Source organism: Arthrobacter sp. UYEF20, assembly GCF_040546335.1.
Lineage (GTDB): Bacteria > Actinomycetota > Actinomycetes > Actinomycetales > Micrococcaceae > Arthrobacter.
This window is the reverse complement of record NZ_JBEPNP010000001.1, coordinates 503659-519390: the sequence shown is the minus strand read 5'-3', so window position 1 is coordinate 519390 and position 15732 is coordinate 503659. Positions and strand designations below refer to the sequence as shown.

11 protein-coding genes and 1 pseudogene are annotated in these 15732 nt (G+C 67.7%); 9 read left to right on the top strand and 3 right to left on the bottom strand.

Annotated elements, in window-relative coordinates:
• Positions 1-65: 65 nt before the first annotated feature.
• Together ABIB26_RS02470 and ABIB26_RS02465 are read left to right on the top strand one after the other, a co-directional pair.
• Positions 66-2036 (top strand): MFS transporter, encoded by a 1971-nt coding sequence (locus ABIB26_RS02470; RefSeq protein WP_354239231.1) that lies wholly within the window; start codon positions 66-68, stop codon positions 2034-2036.
• On the top strand, positions 2033-2581 hold the full coding sequence (locus ABIB26_RS02465) for a TetR/AcrR family transcriptional regulator (RefSeq protein WP_354239229.1): 549 nt from the start codon (positions 2033-2035) through the stop codon (positions 2579-2581). The genes ABIB26_RS02470 and ABIB26_RS02465 overlap by 4 nt, the downstream gene beginning before the upstream one ends.
• 180 nt (positions 2582-2761) lie before the next feature.
• Here ABIB26_RS02465 and ABIB26_RS02460 read toward each other — a convergent pair whose 3' ends face one another.
• From ABIB26_RS02460 to ABIB26_RS02450, 3 genes and pseudogenes are all read right to left on the bottom strand, one after another.
• The gene (locus ABIB26_RS02460; RefSeq protein WP_354239227.1) at positions 2762-6244 is read right to left on the bottom strand and encodes an ATP-binding protein; all 3483 of its coding nucleotides are present in this window, start codon (positions 6242-6244) and stop codon (positions 2762-2764) included.
• A 182-nt stretch (positions 6245-6426) separates the two neighbouring features.
• Positions 6427-7230: pseudogene (locus ABIB26_RS02455) on the bottom strand (DUF4194 domain-containing protein); the annotation flags it as partial.
• 2 nt (positions 7231-7232) lie between these two features.
• Positions 7233-8705, bottom strand: coding sequence for a DUF3375 family protein (locus ABIB26_RS02450; RefSeq protein WP_354239225.1), 1473 nt, complete (start codon positions 8703-8705; stop codon positions 7233-7235).
• A 153-nt stretch (positions 8706-8858) separates the two neighbouring features.
• Here ABIB26_RS02450 and ABIB26_RS02445 point away from each other — a divergent pair, with 153 nt between their 5' ends.
• The 7 genes from ABIB26_RS02445 (at position 8859) to ABIB26_RS02415 (ending at position 15713) form a co-directional block, all read left to right on the top strand.
• On the top strand, positions 8859-9260 hold the full coding sequence (locus ABIB26_RS02445) for a PepSY domain-containing protein (RefSeq protein ID WP_354239223.1): 402 nt from the start codon (positions 8859-8861) through the stop codon (positions 9258-9260).
• Between the two features lie 185 nt (positions 9261-9445).
• On the top strand, positions 9446-9772 hold the full coding sequence (locus ABIB26_RS02440) for a hypothetical protein (RefSeq protein WP_354239221.1): 327 nt from the start codon (positions 9446-9448) through the stop codon (positions 9770-9772).
• A 63-nt stretch (positions 9773-9835) separates the two neighbouring features.
• The gene (locus ABIB26_RS02435) at positions 9836-11878 is read left to right on the top strand and encodes an acyl-CoA dehydrogenase family protein (protein WP_354239219.1); all 2043 of its coding nucleotides are present in this window, start codon (positions 9836-9838) and stop codon (positions 11876-11878) included.
• 967 nt (positions 11879-12845) lie between these two features.
• Positions 12846-13283, top strand: a complete 438-nt coding sequence (locus ABIB26_RS02430) for a hypothetical protein (RefSeq protein ID WP_354239217.1) — start codon at positions 12846-12848, stop codon at positions 13281-13283.
• Between the two features lie 145 nt (positions 13284-13428).
• Entirely contained in the window at positions 13429-13935 is a 507-nt protein-coding gene (locus tag ABIB26_RS02425) for a sigma-70 family RNA polymerase sigma factor (RefSeq protein WP_354239215.1), read from the top strand.
• Positions 13932-14654 carry an anti-sigma factor family protein gene (locus ABIB26_RS02420; RefSeq protein WP_354239213.1) on the top strand — a complete coding sequence of 241 codons (723 nt, stop codon included), beginning with the start codon at positions 13932-13934 and terminating at the stop codon, positions 14652-14654. Before ABIB26_RS02425 ends, ABIB26_RS02420 begins: the two co-directional genes overlap by 4 nt.
• Before the next feature lie 180 nt (positions 14655-14834).
• Positions 14835-15713, top strand: a complete 879-nt coding sequence (locus tag ABIB26_RS02415) for a hypothetical protein (protein ID WP_354239211.1) — start codon at positions 14835-14837, stop codon at positions 15711-15713.
• The last annotated feature ends 19 nt before the right edge of the window (positions 15714-15732 follow it).

The window sequence follows — 15732 nt, the reverse complement described above, 5'->3', positions numbered from 1 at the left end:
CTCGAAGGAGTAAACGAGCGTTCACCACCCCGGAACCGCCGTCGCGCAGCAGGAGGCTCCCGCCCATGACACAAAACAGCACCCGATCCCTGTCCCCGGGAGCCATCACAGCCGTGCTGGCCCTCAGCGGAACCCTTGTCGCCTTGATGCAGACTCTCGTCGTGCCGCTGCTGCCGGACTTCCCCCGGATCCTCGACGTCACCTCCGACGACGCCTCCTGGCTGGTCACGGCCACCCTGCTGTCCAGCGCCGTGGCCACTCCGATCGTTTCCCGCAGTGCCGACATGTACGGCAAACGGAAAATGATGGTGGTGTGCCTTGCCATCATGGTGGCCGGCTCCGTCATCGCCGCGGTGGGCGGCTCGTTCCTGTGGCTGATCATCGGACGGGCCCTGCAGGGCTTCTCAGCGGCCCTGATCCCCGTTGGCATCAGCATCATGCGTGACGAGCTGCCGAAGGAGAAAATGGGATCTGCGGTGGCACTGATGAGCGCCACACTGGGGATCGGCAGCGCCTTGGGCCTGCCGCTGGCCGGGGTGCTGTACGACAGCCTCGGCTGGGAATCGATCTTCTGGGTGTCCGCCGGCGCGGGCGCCCTGCTGCTCCTGGCCGTGGTGCTGGTGGTGCCGGAATCCCGTGTGCGGACGCCGGGCCGGTTCGACTACCTCGGCGCGGTGGTGCTCTCGGCCGCCCTGGCGTCGCTGCTCCTGGCCATTTCCAAGGGAGGCTCGTGGGGCTGGGGATCGGAGCCTGTGCTGCTGCTGTTCACTGCCGCCGCACTGCTCCTCGCGGCGTGGGTTCCCTATGAACTCAAGATCGGCCAGCCGATGGTGGACCTGCGCACATCCGCCCGCCGCCCCGTGCTCCTCACCAACGTGGCCTCGCTGCTGATCGGCTTTGCCATGTTCGCCAACATGCTCCTCACCACCCAGCAACTGCAACTGCCCGCGTCCACCGGCTACGGGTTCCAGCTGAGCGTCGTCACCGCGGGCCTCTGCATGGTCCCGTCCGGGCTGGCCATGGTGCTATTTGCTCCCGTCTCAGGCGGCATCATCAGACGCTTCGGCGGACAAACAGCCCTCATCGCCGGTGCCGCCGTCATGATCGTGGGATACGTGGGGCGCGTCTTCTTCTGGGACTCAGTGGTCTCCGTCATCATCGGCTCCACCGTCGTCAGCATCGGCACGGCCATTGCGTACGCCGCAATGCCCACGCTGATCATGGGAGCCGTACCGATCACGGAAACGGCGTCGGCCAACGGGCTCAACAGCCTCGTGCGCTCGATTGGAACGTCGACGTCGAGTGCCGCCGTCGCCGCCGTCCTCACGTCCGTGACGCTGACTGTTGGAGCTGTCCGCCTTCCGTCCTTCGAAGCGTTTAGGGACGTGTTCTGGATGGCGGCCCTGGCCTCGACGGCATCCATCGCCGCGGCCGTCTTTATTCCCCGCGCCGCGGCCGCCGCCAAGGCCGCAGCCCCAGCCCCGGCTGCAGCCCCGGCCCCGGCCGCGCATGAACTCGTGGTCCAGGGCCGCGTCCTGACGGCGGCACACCGCCCCCTGACTCCCGCCGTCGTGACTGTGCTGCAGACCACGGGCGAGCCGGTGGACTGGAGCAGGGTGGACAGCGACGGCAACTACTCGGTAGCGCTGCCCGGCGCGGGCAAGTATCTGATGGTGGCCAACGCCGCCGGCTGGGCGCCCATGGCGGAAGTGTTCGACTTCGACGGCCGCACTCTGCAGCAGAACTTCCACCTGGACAACCGGCTGGAGCTCGACGGCGTGGCCAGCGCCGGGGGGACACCGGTCCCCGGCGCGGTGGTCACCCTGCTCCAGGCCACCGGCGAACACGTCGCCACCACGCTTGCGGACGCGTCGGGCAGGTATGTGTTGCCCCTTCCTGTGGCGGGGCGCTACATCGTGACCATGCTTCATCCCGCGACACATCAAGCCGTGGCCCGAAAGCTCGCCGTCGATAACCGCTCCCTGACGGCCGATCTCGACGCCGACCCCCTCCGCGCGGAGCCGGTGCACGCGTGAGCAGCCCGAGCCATGCCGCCGTCCTCGACGCCGCCGGCCGGCTCTTCGGCGAGCGCGGATACCGTGCCGTGACGGTGCGTGACATTGCCGCCGACGCCGGAGTGTCTGCCGCCCTGGTGATGAAGCTGTTTGTGTCGAAGGACAAGCTGTTCGCCGCCGCGCAGCCGGACGAATCGCTGCTGACGGACTTGGACGTCCCGGCGTCGGAACTGGGCAGCGCCCTGGTGTTCCGTGTCCTGATGCGGCGGGAACGCGGGATGCAGGAGCCCTGGGCCATGATTCCGTTCACCATCCAGGACTCACCGGATCCCGACGCCGCCCGGGGAGAAACGCGCGAACGGTACCTGGCCAGCATTGCGGGCCTGCTCGGGGATTCAACGCCGGACCGCAGGTTCGCCTCGACAGTAATCGCCCTGATGACGGGATTCGGCGAAACGGTCCGGGCGCTCGGGCTGTTCGACGGCTGGGACTTCGACCAGCTCGTGGCGTACTACGGAGCGATCGTCCAAGCCCAGATCGACGCGTGCCACGCCGCACGCCCCTGACCCCTCCGGTTTCGACGCTCCCTCACATCCCGCAACCCAAACGCCGACGCTCCCTCAGCTCCCGCAACCAAACCCCCGACGCTCCCTCACATCACGTGAGGGAGCGTCGTGAAAATCAGCGCCAAACGTGAGGGAGCGTCGTGAAAATCAGCGCCAAACGTGAGGGAGCGTCCGGGTTGGTCAGCGGAGGACGATGTCCACGGGATTCGCCTCGGATCGCCATAGACCTTCGCCGCCCGGGCGCGGCCGGATCACGGGAGCCGTGAGCACACCGGAACGGTTGGTGCGCTTGTCCCGCAGGATCTCGGTGACCGATCCGAGGTGCCGGGACAGGTCGATCACGTTTTCGGGGGCGGCCAGGAGCAGCTGGAACCCGAACTCGTGCAGGGCCTTGATGCCGGCACCGGCGAACTCCTCCGAGGCGAGCACAAACGCCTCGTCCATCATCACGGTGCCGTAGGTGGTGAACCCCTGTTCGGCGATCCCCAGCTGGTAGCTCAGGGCCGCGGCCATAATGAAGGCGGCGAAGCGCTGCCGCTCCCCGCCGGACATCGAGCCGGTGTCGGCGTGCATAAAGACGTCAGTCTTCAGGCCGTCCTTCGCGGCGCCGGACCCCTGGCCCTCGCGGTGCTCCTTGCACTGGATGAACACGTGCCCGCGGACGTCCAGCACCTCGGCACGCCAGCGCCGGTCCTCCGGCGTCTGCGAACCCAGCCGCTTCACGAGCGTTTCGAGCGACTTGTAGCGGTTGGTGAGCTCGGCGTCGTCGTCCGACGTCCCGGAAGCTCCGGAATCCGCGGAAGCCCCCGAAGCGGCGCCCCTCACCGGGCGCGCGTGCCGGACCTTGAGCGCGTTCTGGATGGCGTCCTTGAACTGCTTGGCCGTGGCGGGCAGGGTCTGCTTGATGTCGAGTTCCAGGAAGCTGCCCTCGTGGAAGTTGACCTCGGACAGGATCCCGTTCAGCGGCAGGATGCGGCTAGTGATGGAGCGGCGTTCCTCGTCCAGCAGGTGCAGCAGAGTGCTGAAGGATTCGTGCGTGCGCTGGTTGAAGAACTGCCGGAATTCGGCTTCCTGCGCGGGCAGGCCGTCGCTGACGATCGCGTGGTAGCGGCCCTCGAACTCGCCCGCGGCGCCGATGGAGGCGCCGTGGTCCGTGGAGATCGCCGTGCCCCACTCGCGGACGAAGCCCTCGAAGATGCGGGTGAGCCGTTCCGAGGTGGCCTGCCCGCGGGATTCGGCCGCGTGCAGCTCGGCGAGGAGCCGGGTCCGCACCTGGTTCGCGAGATTGTCCACCTCGTGCATCTCCAGGACGTCGCCCATACCGGCGAAGTACGGTTCCAGCGCGGTCACGGTGGCGTCCGACGGCGGCGACTGCGCCAGCCGGCTGCGCGCGGCGTCGAGCAGCGCATCGGCGGCCGTGAGCTGCGAATCGAGGGCCTTGTACTCGCTCTGCAGCACGGCCGCGGCCTCGGTGCTGGACTGGTGCTTGTGCCGGGCCGCTTCGATGTTCGCGCGCAGGGGTTCGAGGTCGGCCTGCGCGGCGAGGGCGTCCTGGAGCCGCTGCTCGATCCGGGCGAGCTCATCCGTGGCCACGGCGGCCGAGACCTGCTCCCACGGGCGGTGGTCATCCGCCACGCGGCGCAGGGCGTCGAGCTGCCGGGTCATGCCCTGGTGCGATTCTTCCCGGCTTTGCGCCAGCTCGGCGGCCTTGGCCAGTTCCTGCTGGAGGTCCTCGACCTGTGCGGCGACGAGTTCGAGCTTGGAGGCGTTGTCGAAGCCGAGGACGTAGTCCTGCCGGGACGTGAAGCGGTCGTCCTTTTCCACGGTGTGGCGGTTGCGCTTGACCACGCCGCCCAGGCTCAGGCCCTTGTCCAGCCGGGCCAGCTCGTCGGGGTCCTCGACGCAGGGGTAGGCGAAGTCGAGGGCGATCCGTTCGCGGATCCACTCGCCGGCCTCCCCGGCCGGTACGGCGCTGAGGATGTCCAGCTTGCCCAGCAGGTCGCCGTCGGCCGCGTCCTCCACGGCCAGCGCGCCGCCGGCCAGCGGCTTGGACACGTCCACGGCGCGCACGGCGCCGCGGACGGAGTGCTCGTTGAGGTAGCGGGTGACGGCGGCGAAGTGCTCGCCCGGGACCAGCAGCGTGGTGGCGAGGCTCCGCAGGGCGCGCTCGGCGGCCGGCCGCCACTGTTCCTGCCCCTCGGCGAGGTCGATCAGCTCGCCGCCGAAGGGCATCCGCTCCTCGGGAATGCCGGTGGCGGCCGCGATGGCGCTCCGGTTTTCGATGCTCGACGGCGGCAGCAGGGACTTACGCGTCTTCAGCGAGACGAGCTCCTGCTGGGCCGCGGCGAGTTCGCGCTTCTTCGTGGCGTGGCCGTCGAAGGCCTCGAAACGCAGTTCCTTGAGCGCCTCCGAGTCGTCGTGGAGTTCAGCGGACCGTGCGGCGGCCTGTTCGTGGGCCTGTTCCCAGCCGGAGGCCGTCCACTCCAGATCCAGGCCGGCGTCGGACAGCGCCTTGCGGGCCGATTCCTCCACCTGTTGGCGGAGCTTGAGGCCCACCCGGGCGTTTTCGAGCGACTGCTCGATGGCCGAGATCGCGTTGCCGCCCTGGTTGTTGTAGTCCGCCTCGAGCTGGCGCAGTTCCTTGGCCAGGCCGTCCCGGACCGCGCGCTCGGCGCCGAGCTCCTTGGCCTTTCCCTGCGCCTGGTCCTTGAACCGGACGAGCGTTCCCTCGTGGACGGTGACAGCCAGCTGCTGCCTATAGGCCTCGAACTCCTCGCCGCCGAGGTCGCGCAGGCGGTTCGCGTCGAGCAGGGACTGGGCATATTCCCTGTTCAGTCCTGGGACAGGTGCCAGCTGGTCGCGCTGCTGGCGGACGTCCTCGAGGCGCTGCCGGATGGACATCAGGTTGCTGAATTCCTCGACGACGTCGTCCGCGGCGGCGAGCGTGGCCGGGGCGTCCAGGACCTGGTCCCGGAAGAAGGTGTTGACGCTGCCGCCGAGGCCTTTTCCGGCCTGGATGACGCGCAGCAGCGGGAGCGCCTGATCCGAGTTGATGCCCAGCAGGCGCCGGAAGCGTTCGGCGAACGCCTTGTGGACGTCGAAGATCTGGGCGTCCGGGAAGATGGCGTCCAGCGCCGCCCTCGTGAAGCGCTTCCCGGCAATGCCCTCGATCGCGGCCAGGTCCAGCGGCGTGTTGTCGATCAGGTAAAAACGCCCGACGCTGGACTCCGTGCCGTTCTTGGGCAGGTCGAACAGGGCCGACACCGTCACTTTCGTGCCGGCGGCGTTGTCGAACGTCAGCGCGACGGCGGACCAGGTGGCGCCCGGGCGCTGGAAGGCACTCGCCGAACCCTCGCCTACGGCCTTGTCACCCACCTTGCCGCGCATGTACGTGAACGTGGTCCGCTTGTCCTCCACCGCGCCGCCGGCACGCTGCGCCGCGGCCTCGTTGGAGCGCGGCCGGGCGTCGAAGACCCGCAGCATCGCGTCGAACAACGTGGACTTGCCGACGCCGGAATTGCCGGTCAGCAGGGTTCCGTTGCGGTCCACGTGCATCGTGTGGGCGCCATGGAATGTGCCCCAATTGACCACCTGGACCAAGACGAGGCGCATCTGGCCCGGGTTCGTCAGCTCGCCCATCGGGAGCATGGTTGCGATGCTCACTTGGCTTCTCCGTCTTTAGTCGTGGTTGCGTTAGACGCCGACGGCGATGCCGCCCCCGCCCCTTCGCCGGACGGCCCAGCTGCAAGCAGCAGGCCGTCCGGCTCCGACAGGCCCGATGCCACTCCCGGGGCGGCATCGCCGTCGTCGTCGCTGTCCAGGTCACCTTCTGGCTCGTCGCCGACCTCCGTTTCGTCGCCATCATCCTCGGCAGCAGAGCCGGCCAGAGGAGTGTCGTCGAGCTCTATCAGCGGTTCCGTGCCTGACTGGTCGGTGGCGGCGGCTATTAGGGCTTCGATTTGGGCTGGGATGTCGCCGATGTTTTCGAAGGGGAGGGCCAGTGGGAGGGCGTTGGAGATGGTGTAGACCTCGTCCAGGCCGGTGGCGAGGAGAAGCTGGCGGGCCAGGAGCTTGGTGATGGCGCGGCTGACGACGTCGGAATCGCGCAGCGCGTCCTGCTGGCCGGAAGGCTGGTAGTGGGCCACGAGTTCGGCGATTTCCTCGCGCGTGATGGTGGGGTCGGTCTGGGCGGTGACGTGGCGGTCCAGGAGCAGGCGCAGGCGGAGCAGCACGATGGTTTCCACCCGGCTGAGGGCGCGCTGCTGGCGCAGGATGCTGGAGCGGGTGCTGCCGCCGATCGCCTCGGGGTCCACCGGGCGCAGCACGGCCACCTTGCGTTCATGGTCCAGCTGCAGGGTCAGGAAGAGTTCGGACAGGCGGCTGCGCAGGATCAGCTGGTTGTCCAGCAGTGTGGTCCACAGCTTTTCGTCCCGGCCGCCGTCGATGTACGGGCCTTTGAGGAGTTTCACGAGGGCCTGGCGGACCTTCATCGGGAGCACGCCGCTGTCCCCCGGGAAGAGCGCGGCACCGTCCACGAAGGTGTCCCGCGGGGTGACCGTGAAGGGGTGGGCGTGGACGTGTTCGGGCTCAGCAGCCGACGCCGCCCCCTCGGCGGAAGCCGCCGTCGTCGTCGTAATCTCTTCAGTCATCTTCAATCCTTCTTGAGCGTGACCACCGGCAGGTACGCGGTGCGCGTGGAGCCGTCGATCTGTTCGAAGTCGAGGGCGTCCCAGGCCCCGCGGTCAAAGCCGGCGCCCTCATGCAGTGCGTGGGAAAGCAGGGCACGGATGGAGTTGATGTGCCGTTCCTCGGCCGGCAGCCGGGCCCAGGCCTCCGCCAGGGAGGAGGTGCCCGCAAACGCGGCCCGGACCGCCGCGGGGCTGGCCTTGCCCGTCCGCGGCGAGCGCACCCGGTCCGAGTCGCTGAAGGCGATGGGGTCGGCGAGCTTCGGCGGCGCGGCGAACTCGTCCGGGTCGAAGAGTTTGACCATGGCCAGGGACTCGAAGCCGGCGTTGAACAGCACCGGGCCGCGGACCAGTCCGGGACGTTCGCGCTCGTACGGCAGGGTGCGGATGGCCTGCTCGGCCTCGCGGAGCACCTTCCGGAGCCGGACCGACTGGCGGAAATCGTCGCTCTGGACGTAGGTGTTGAGGCTCTCGCTGAGCTTGCCGTAAATCCGCTGGATCTGGCTGTGCTGGCTGCGGAGTTCCGCCACGAGGTTCTTCAGGGTCTCGCGTTCCTCGTGGCTGAGGTCATCGGCGAACTGTCGGCTGAGCACCTCGCCGATCGCGGAACGGAAGCGCAACTGCTGCTGCGGATCCTCCAGGAACGCCGTGAAGGAGCGGAACGTCCTGCCCTCGGGGCTCTGCCGGAGCCGTTTGTCCGCGTCCAGCACCTGGGCCATCGTGGCGCCCTTGCTGAGCGACTCCTCGATGATCTGGTTGCGGAGCTCCCCCACCAGCTCCTCGATCCGGTCACGCATCTTCTTGTAGTCGGCGGGCAGGCTGGCGGCGAGGTCCAGGATGTTGCCCGCGGCCTCCACGGCCTCGTCGTCGTCGAGCAGGCCGTCGAAGTCGCCGGAGCTGATGTCCTCGATCAGCTGGCGGCGTTCGCCGATCTCCTCCTCGAGGGACTCCAGCCGCGCGCTCTGGTCCGGGTTGGTCTCATTGGCGAGCCTTTCGACGTCGCCCAGCAGCGTCCCGAGCCTGGACCCATTGAGGGTGGAACGTTCACTGGAGAGGCTGTCCAGGAAAGCGAGGACGCGGGCCGCGGGTTCCGTGACCTCGTAGACGATCTGCCCGGACTGGTTGCGCCGGGTCAGGAAGTTCTTCCGGGTCCACTCGTCACCATATTTTCTTCCTGACGGCGCGCCGTTGGCGCTGCCGCCCTGTTGATCTCCCGTACCGGGAGCTTGGCGGCGGAGTTGCTCAAGGAAGGCGTCGACGTCGGCGTGGAACTGTTCCAACGGGAGCTGCGGCCGGGTGCGGGTGAAGGAGGCCTGCAGCACGGCGATCACCCATGGCGCGGAGCGGGTGAGTGCCCAGGCCGGCCCCTTGGTGAGCAGTTCGAGGTCCCGGAGGCGGCCGCTGATGGCGTCGGCCGAGGACACGGCGGAGCGGGACACGCATTCTCCTTCAGCTGCATTGGGGGTCTTGGTGGGCAGCGGATACGGAAAACTGCCAGCTACAAGGTTAACGCAGGCCCGCGCTGTGCATTCATCGTTGTCTGCTTTCCGGTTCAGGAGCACACTATTGACACCACATGAGAGGAGACAGTCATGCGCAGGAAGACTCTGCTGATTACCGGGGTGGCGGCGGCCGCCGTGGTGCTGGGGGGCGCGACGGTGGCGGTCGCGGCAGCCAGCACGCCGGCCGGCCCTGCGGGCAGTTCGATCCGGGTGCAGAACCTCACCGGCCCCGAGCGGGACGACGACTCGGACGTTGGAGACAACGATTCGGACCACGGTCCAGCGCTGAGCGCTGCGGACCACGACAAGGCCGGAAGCGCCGCACTCGCCAGGGTGGGCCAGGGCCGGGTGAGCGAGGTGGAACGCGAAAACGAGGGCGCCACGGCCTACGAGGTGGAGGTGCGCCTGGACAACGGTTCCGAGGTCGAAGTCCAGGTCGGTGCGGATTTCCAGGTCCTGAACCAAAGCGCCCCCGAAGCCGACGACGACTGACCGGTTCCGCGGGCCACAAATCACGGGCGGGGAGGCTTCCGCAACCGCTCCGTGACCTACGCCCCGGTAGCATTTCGATCCCATATCAAGAGCCCCGGTTCGCCCCGAGGACTCTGGTTGGGCACGCCTCCCGCACCCTACGCTCAGGCTACTGAGTCAGGAGAAGCAACGGTGCAGGAGGAAGAATGCAGTTCGACCTAAGCGCAGTGGAAACGGGAACCATGGTGTTCATCGGAACTCTCGTGTTTGCCCTGGTGATCACACTCTTCATGATGACGGCGGCCTTCACCGCCCTGGTGCTGGTGGGCGTCGGACGCCTCGCCTGGCTGGTCGCGGCAAATATCCTGCTGGGACTGGTCCACGGCCTCAACCACGGGTGGGACCGGCTGGTCCACCACGCCTCCACGGTGGAGCTGCCCGGCGATATCGCCGGTGACTTCGCGACTGACTTTATGGGCCAATCGGCCCCTAGCACGGGCACTTACCCGCGGGTAGGATTGCGGGACAGCTAACGGGTCCTCCACCCACGGCGGATCCAGGGCTCAAGCCCGTCACCCGGTTAGAGGAGATGCCCGATGAGCTCCGCCGTCGAAAATCCAGCCACTGAAAATCCCTCACCTGAAATTCCCCTCAACGGCCCCGCCGCCGACGGTCCCGCGGCGGGTGGTCCGGTCTCGCCTGGCGCAATCGGCCCGGAGGCCACGGAGGCCGATGCGCGGGCCATCACAGAGGCAGCCCGCGAGACGAGCTGGGACAGGCCCAGTTTCGCCAAGGGGCTGTATCTCGGCAGCTTCGACCTGAGCCTGATCCACCCCTGGCCGGAAGCCCCCGCGGACGACGTCGAACGCGGCGAATCGTTCATGGCCCGCCTGACCGCCTACTGCCGGACGATGTCCGGACGCACCATCGAGCGCCACGCGCTGATCCCGGACGAGTACCTCAGGGGCCTCGCGGAGCTGGGCGTTTTCGGGATGAAGATCCCCCGCGACTACGGCGGGTTGGGCCTCTCGCTCGTCTACTACGGCCGGGCGCTGGCCCTGCTGGGCTCGGTCCATCCCAGCCTGGGCGCCCTGCTCTCCGCCCACCAGTCCATCGGCGTCCCCGAACCGGTCAAGGTGTTCGGCACCCCGGACCAGAAGCAGGAGTACCTGCCCCGCTGTGCCGCCGGCGCCATCACCGCGTTCCTCCTGACCGAGCCCGACGTCGGCAGCGACCCCGCCCGGATGGGCAGCACCGCCGTCCCCTCGGATGACGGGGAGTCGTATGTCCTGGACGGCGTGAAGCTCTGGACCACCAACGGAGTGATTGCCGAACTCGTCGTCGTGATGGCGCTCGTCCCGGCCCGCACCGATGCTGACGGCACGGTCCACAAGGGCGGGATCAGCGCCTTCGTGGTGGAGATGGACTCGCCCGGCATCACAGTGGAAAACCGCAACGCCTTCATGGGGCTGCGCGGCATCGAAAACGGCGTGACCCGCTTCCACCAGGTCCGGGTGCCGGCGGCCAACCGGCTGGGGCAGGAGGGCCAGGGCCTGAAGATCGCGCTCACCACATTGAACACCGGCCGGCTCGCTCTTCCTGCGCTCTGCGTAGCCTCCGGGCGGTGGAGCCTGAAGATAGCCCGTGAATGGTCCAATGCCCGCACCCAGTGGGGCCGGCCGGTAGGCAAGCATGAGGCCGTGGGCAAGAAAATCGCCTTCATCGCCGCCAGTGCCTTCGCCCTGGACGCCGTGTTCGAGCTGACTGCCGAGCTGGCCGACGCCGGGCAGAAGGACGTCCGGATCGAGGCGGCCCTCGCCAAGCTGTGGTCCACGGAGATCAGCTGCCGGATCGCCGACGAGCTGGTCCAGATCCGCGGCGGCCGCGGTTTCGAGACGGCGGACTCACTTGAGGCCCGCGGCGAGCGCGCCGTGCCGGCCGAACAGCAACTGCGCGACCTCCGGATCAACCGGATCTTCGAGGGGTCCTCGGAAATCATGAAACTGCTGATCGCACGGGAGGCCGTGGACGCGCATCTGGCGGCGGCCGGGGACCTCGCCTCGGAGGATGCCAGCCTGTCGGACAAGGCGAAGGCCGCAGTGGGGGCTTCCGGTTTCTACGCCAAGTGGCTGCCCAAGCTCGTCGCCGGCGCCGGGATGGACCCGCGCTCCTACCGCGACTTCGGCCGGCTTGGGAAGCAGCTGCGCTTCGTGGAGCGGTCCTCCCGGCGGCTGGCCCGCCAGACCTTCTACGGGATGGGCCGCTGGCAGGCCAAGCTGGAGCACAAGCAGGCGTTCCTGGGCCGGATCGTGGATATCGGGGCCGAGCTGTTCGCGATGGCTGCCTGCTGCTCCCGCGCGGAGATGCTGCTGCGTACCGCGCCGGAGCGGGGCGCGTCTGCTTTCGAGCTCGCCGAGGCGTACTGCGAGCAGGCCCGCGTGCGGGTGGACGAATACTTCGACCAGCTGTGGAGGAACACGGACGACGGCGACCACGTGCTTTCCCGCAGGGTGCTGGACGGCGACTACGTGTGGCTTGAGACCGGCGTACTGGACCAGTCCGAGGGCACCGGACCGTGGATTTCCGACGCCAGCCCGCGGGCCTCGGTGAAGGAGAACCTGCACCGGAAGTACCGCTGAAACCGGACCGTAACGGACGCCCCGCGCTACCGGTCGACGGGCGAGCTTCCCTCAGCACGGCATGGTGGGACTGCATGAGGCGGCCGCCAATAACCTGGACCTGACGGACCGGAGCCGGATGCCTCTAGGCCACCTTCGGCGATCTTGTTGCCAGCTTGAAAATTCCGCCCGGGCTTTGAACGCGCAGGCTCCCGGGATCGTCTATAAAACGAGCCCGACGTTCCTGTCGGGCCATACCCGAGGAGGGGCACGATGAAGAATCCTCGTCCGGTGTTTGCCACGGCAGCACTGGGCACCACCCTACTGCTAGGAGCCTGCTTCGGTGGACAAGCAGTGGCGCCGGCACCGGCTCCGTCCACCGTCACCACAGTCCCAGGCACAGGGACCCCGTCCCCACAGCACAACGCCGGGACAACGACCCCGGAACCAACACCACCGCCGGTTGTTCCGGCCCCGGCCGCACCGCCGGTTGTTCCGCCACCTGCGCCGGCCGCACCGCCGGTTGTTCCGCCACCTGCGCCGGCCGCACGGCCGGTTGTTCCGCCCCCTGCCCCTCGGGCACCCATGGGTAGCGATCATGACGCGGACAACAACGGGGGCCCGGACGACGGTGATGGCAACAAGTAGCGCGCAGGGGGCGCCCTGCCCGCCCCGCCAGCCCCGCCAGCCCCGCCAGCCCCGCCAGCCCCGCCAGCCGGAATATCCAGTCACCAGAACTGACTTTTCCAGTGATCCGGACGCGCGCTTGTCGCATCGGCGCGTGGTCAGATCGAAGGCATCGTTGTCCGGAAGTTCGGTGGGTCGCCGCAGGGCAAAGCTGTTCGCCGGGCTGCTCGGGGCCACCGCGGTGATGGTCACGAGTGGCTGCAGTTCTCCGGGTCAGAACCAGATGCCAGCGGCCGCCCCATCCGCATCAACACCGTTCGCTTGGTTCCAGGCTGGTCCGGCCCCGGACGGGTGGAAAACGATGGAACTTCCAGACGGTACGGCAGTGCTGTCCATCCCGGCCGGCGCATCCCCGGTGCAAAGCGACACCGGCAGCGTATCCGCAGGAATCACTGCTCCGAACGGTGACCTCCTTGTCTACCTCAACGCCACCCCCCGGCAGGGCGAAGAGTCGCAGGTCAATTGGCCCCAGTTCCGCCTCGACCACCTCACGGGCGAGAACGCCGCATCCGCGACCCGGATCTCTAACCGAACTGGAATGGTATTCCGTGGGGGCACCGGTTCGTGCGTGGCCGACAGCTATGTGACCCGCATCGGCGCCCACCGGTACCGTGAAATAGCTTGCCTTGTGGCAGGCACCCGGGGCGGCAGTGTTCTGGTCGTGGCTGCTCCCGCCGAATCCTGGGACGTTTACAGTCCCTTACTGGAGCAGGCGGTGGATTCCTATCTGGCCGAGTAGGCGACGCCCGTGACCCTGCCCGTCTTGAGCGTCGTCAATACAAAGAGTCCCGCTGCGAGTCGTAGAACGGGATGGGACCTGCACTTCGTTCAACCCCCAGATGAACCATTGACGGCTCCACATCGTCCTAGATAGGGAGGTGAAGATGCCTGATCAGGAGGCAGAGTTGCTGCGCTCGCTGCACGGGACCCATGCGCCGGCCCTGTGGCGATTCGTCACGGGACTTACCAAGGACCGCGCCCTGGCCGAGGATATCGTGCAGGAAACACTCATCCGCGCGTGGAAACACCCCGAAGTTCTGCAGGGCACCGAGCCCGCGGTGCTGGCCTGGCTCTTCAGGGTCGCCCGCAATCTGGTGATCGATGAGTGGCGCAGCGCCCGGCAACGCCATGAAAAAGGAGCCGACCAGGTGCCGGAGATGCCAGCTGCGGATCCGACCGACCGGATTCTGGACGCGTGGCTGATAGCGGATGCCCTCGCCGGACTCTCCGCTGAACATCGGGAAGTCATTTTGCACTCCTATTATCAACGCGAAACAACCGCTGAAATCGCCCAACGACTCGAAATTGCTGAGGGCACGGTGAAGTCCAGGCTCCATTACGCGGTCCGGGCCATGCGGCTGGCACTCCAAGAAAGAGGAGTAACGCGATGAACCCGAACGGGGCGGACAAGTACCGCCAGTGGGATGCCGCATATGTTTTAGGATCCTTGGTTCCCTCCGAGCGCCAGGAGTTCGAGGAGCATCTTTCCGGATGCGCCGGTTGCTCGGCCGCTGTGGACGAACTTGCCGGGATGTCTGGTCTGCTGGCGGTCCTGGCTCCGGAGGAGGCAGAGGCCTTGGAGAGGGCTGGCAGCACAAACACGCCCCCGCAGCTGCTAACCGGGCTGGCGGAAAAGCTGCGACGGCGGCGGCAGCGGACGCACCTGGCCATCGCCGGACTCGTGCTCGGCGCCAGTGCGGCCACCGTAGGGCTAACCGTGGCGGTCACCACCCCCGCTACCCCCACCGTGCAGGCACCGGCGGTGGCAGCAACCAGGCTGACCTTTGAGGCAGCCGGTGCCAGTCCGCTGACCGCCACAGGGTCCATCACCGAGCAGCCGTGGGGAACCCGGATTGACTGGCAATGCAGTTACGGGCCCTCCCCCGAAGCCTATCCATCACCTTCCGTCACCAATGACCCCGGAGCCGTGGAGTACAGCCTCGTGGTGGTTGACACACGCGGCGCCACAACCCAGGTCGCGAGCTGGACGGCCGGGCCGGGAATGGTTGTGGCGCCGACGGCAACCACCGGCATCAAGGCAGCAGACATCAGCCGCATTGAAATCCGCTCCGTCGCCAACACAAGGACGCTGTTGGGCGCCCGGCTCTAGCGTGGAACGGGATGAACGGCTTCGGACCCGGACCAAGCCCAGGTCGAGACATGGTAAGCATCCTTGCTAACCGGCTTTTCGGCGTGGTTAGGTGGAGATAAGACCTACACACCGGTCTCCGCCTTGAGGTGCCGGTTCAAACCATGAATCCGGGTCAGCCAGTGAAAGCGAGCAATCCTCATGAGCAGCACAGCAGGCCCCGAAGGTCGATCGCCCCGTCGCCCCGAGGACGGGACTCCCACCCATGCGGGCCGGATTCACGACGCACGCCAGGACACAGCGCACCAGGACGCCGTCAGCAGCGAGCCCATCAAGGATGAGCCCGTCCGCAACGGCCGGACCGACGACACCCGGGCCTTCCCCACAGCCCCGGCGGCCGGCGCGGCAACATCCCGGATGGACGCTCCCGTCCACGGCGAGAAGCCCATACCCTCTGGCCGGACCCACGACACCCGAACTGACGCGATCCGCGAAGAGGTACCCACCCGCGAGACCGTGGTGGCCCGTGAGAAGGAGCAGTTTGGCGGCATCCAGATCGGCTCGGCGTTCTTCGGCTGGTTGGCGGCCACCGGTACCGCCGTGCTGCTGACGGCGCTGGTCGCCGCGGCAGGGACCGCCGTCGGACTCGCCACGAACACCGACGTCAACGAAGCGGTCAGCGGCGGCAACGAAACTGTGGGACTCGTCGGCGTCATCGCTCTGCTCATCATCCTGTTCGTGGCCTACTACTGCGGCGGCTACGTGGCCGGGCGGATGGCGCGCTTCAATGGCGCCAGGCAGGGCTTCATGGTGTGGGTCTGGGCCATCATCGCCGCAATCGTGGTGGCAATCCTGGGCCTCGTAGCCGGCCAGAAATACAATATCCTGGCCAATCTGAACAGCTTCCCGCGGATCCCGGTCAACGAGGGCCAGCTCAACACCATGAGTATCATCGCTGCCGTGGTGATTGCCGTGATTGCCCTGATCGGCGCCGTGCTCGGCGGGCTCGCCGGCATGCACTTCCACCGCAGGGTGGACCGCGTCGGCTTCACGCCGGTGGAAACTGTCGAGGACCGCTAGGCCGCCGGCTTAGCGAAGG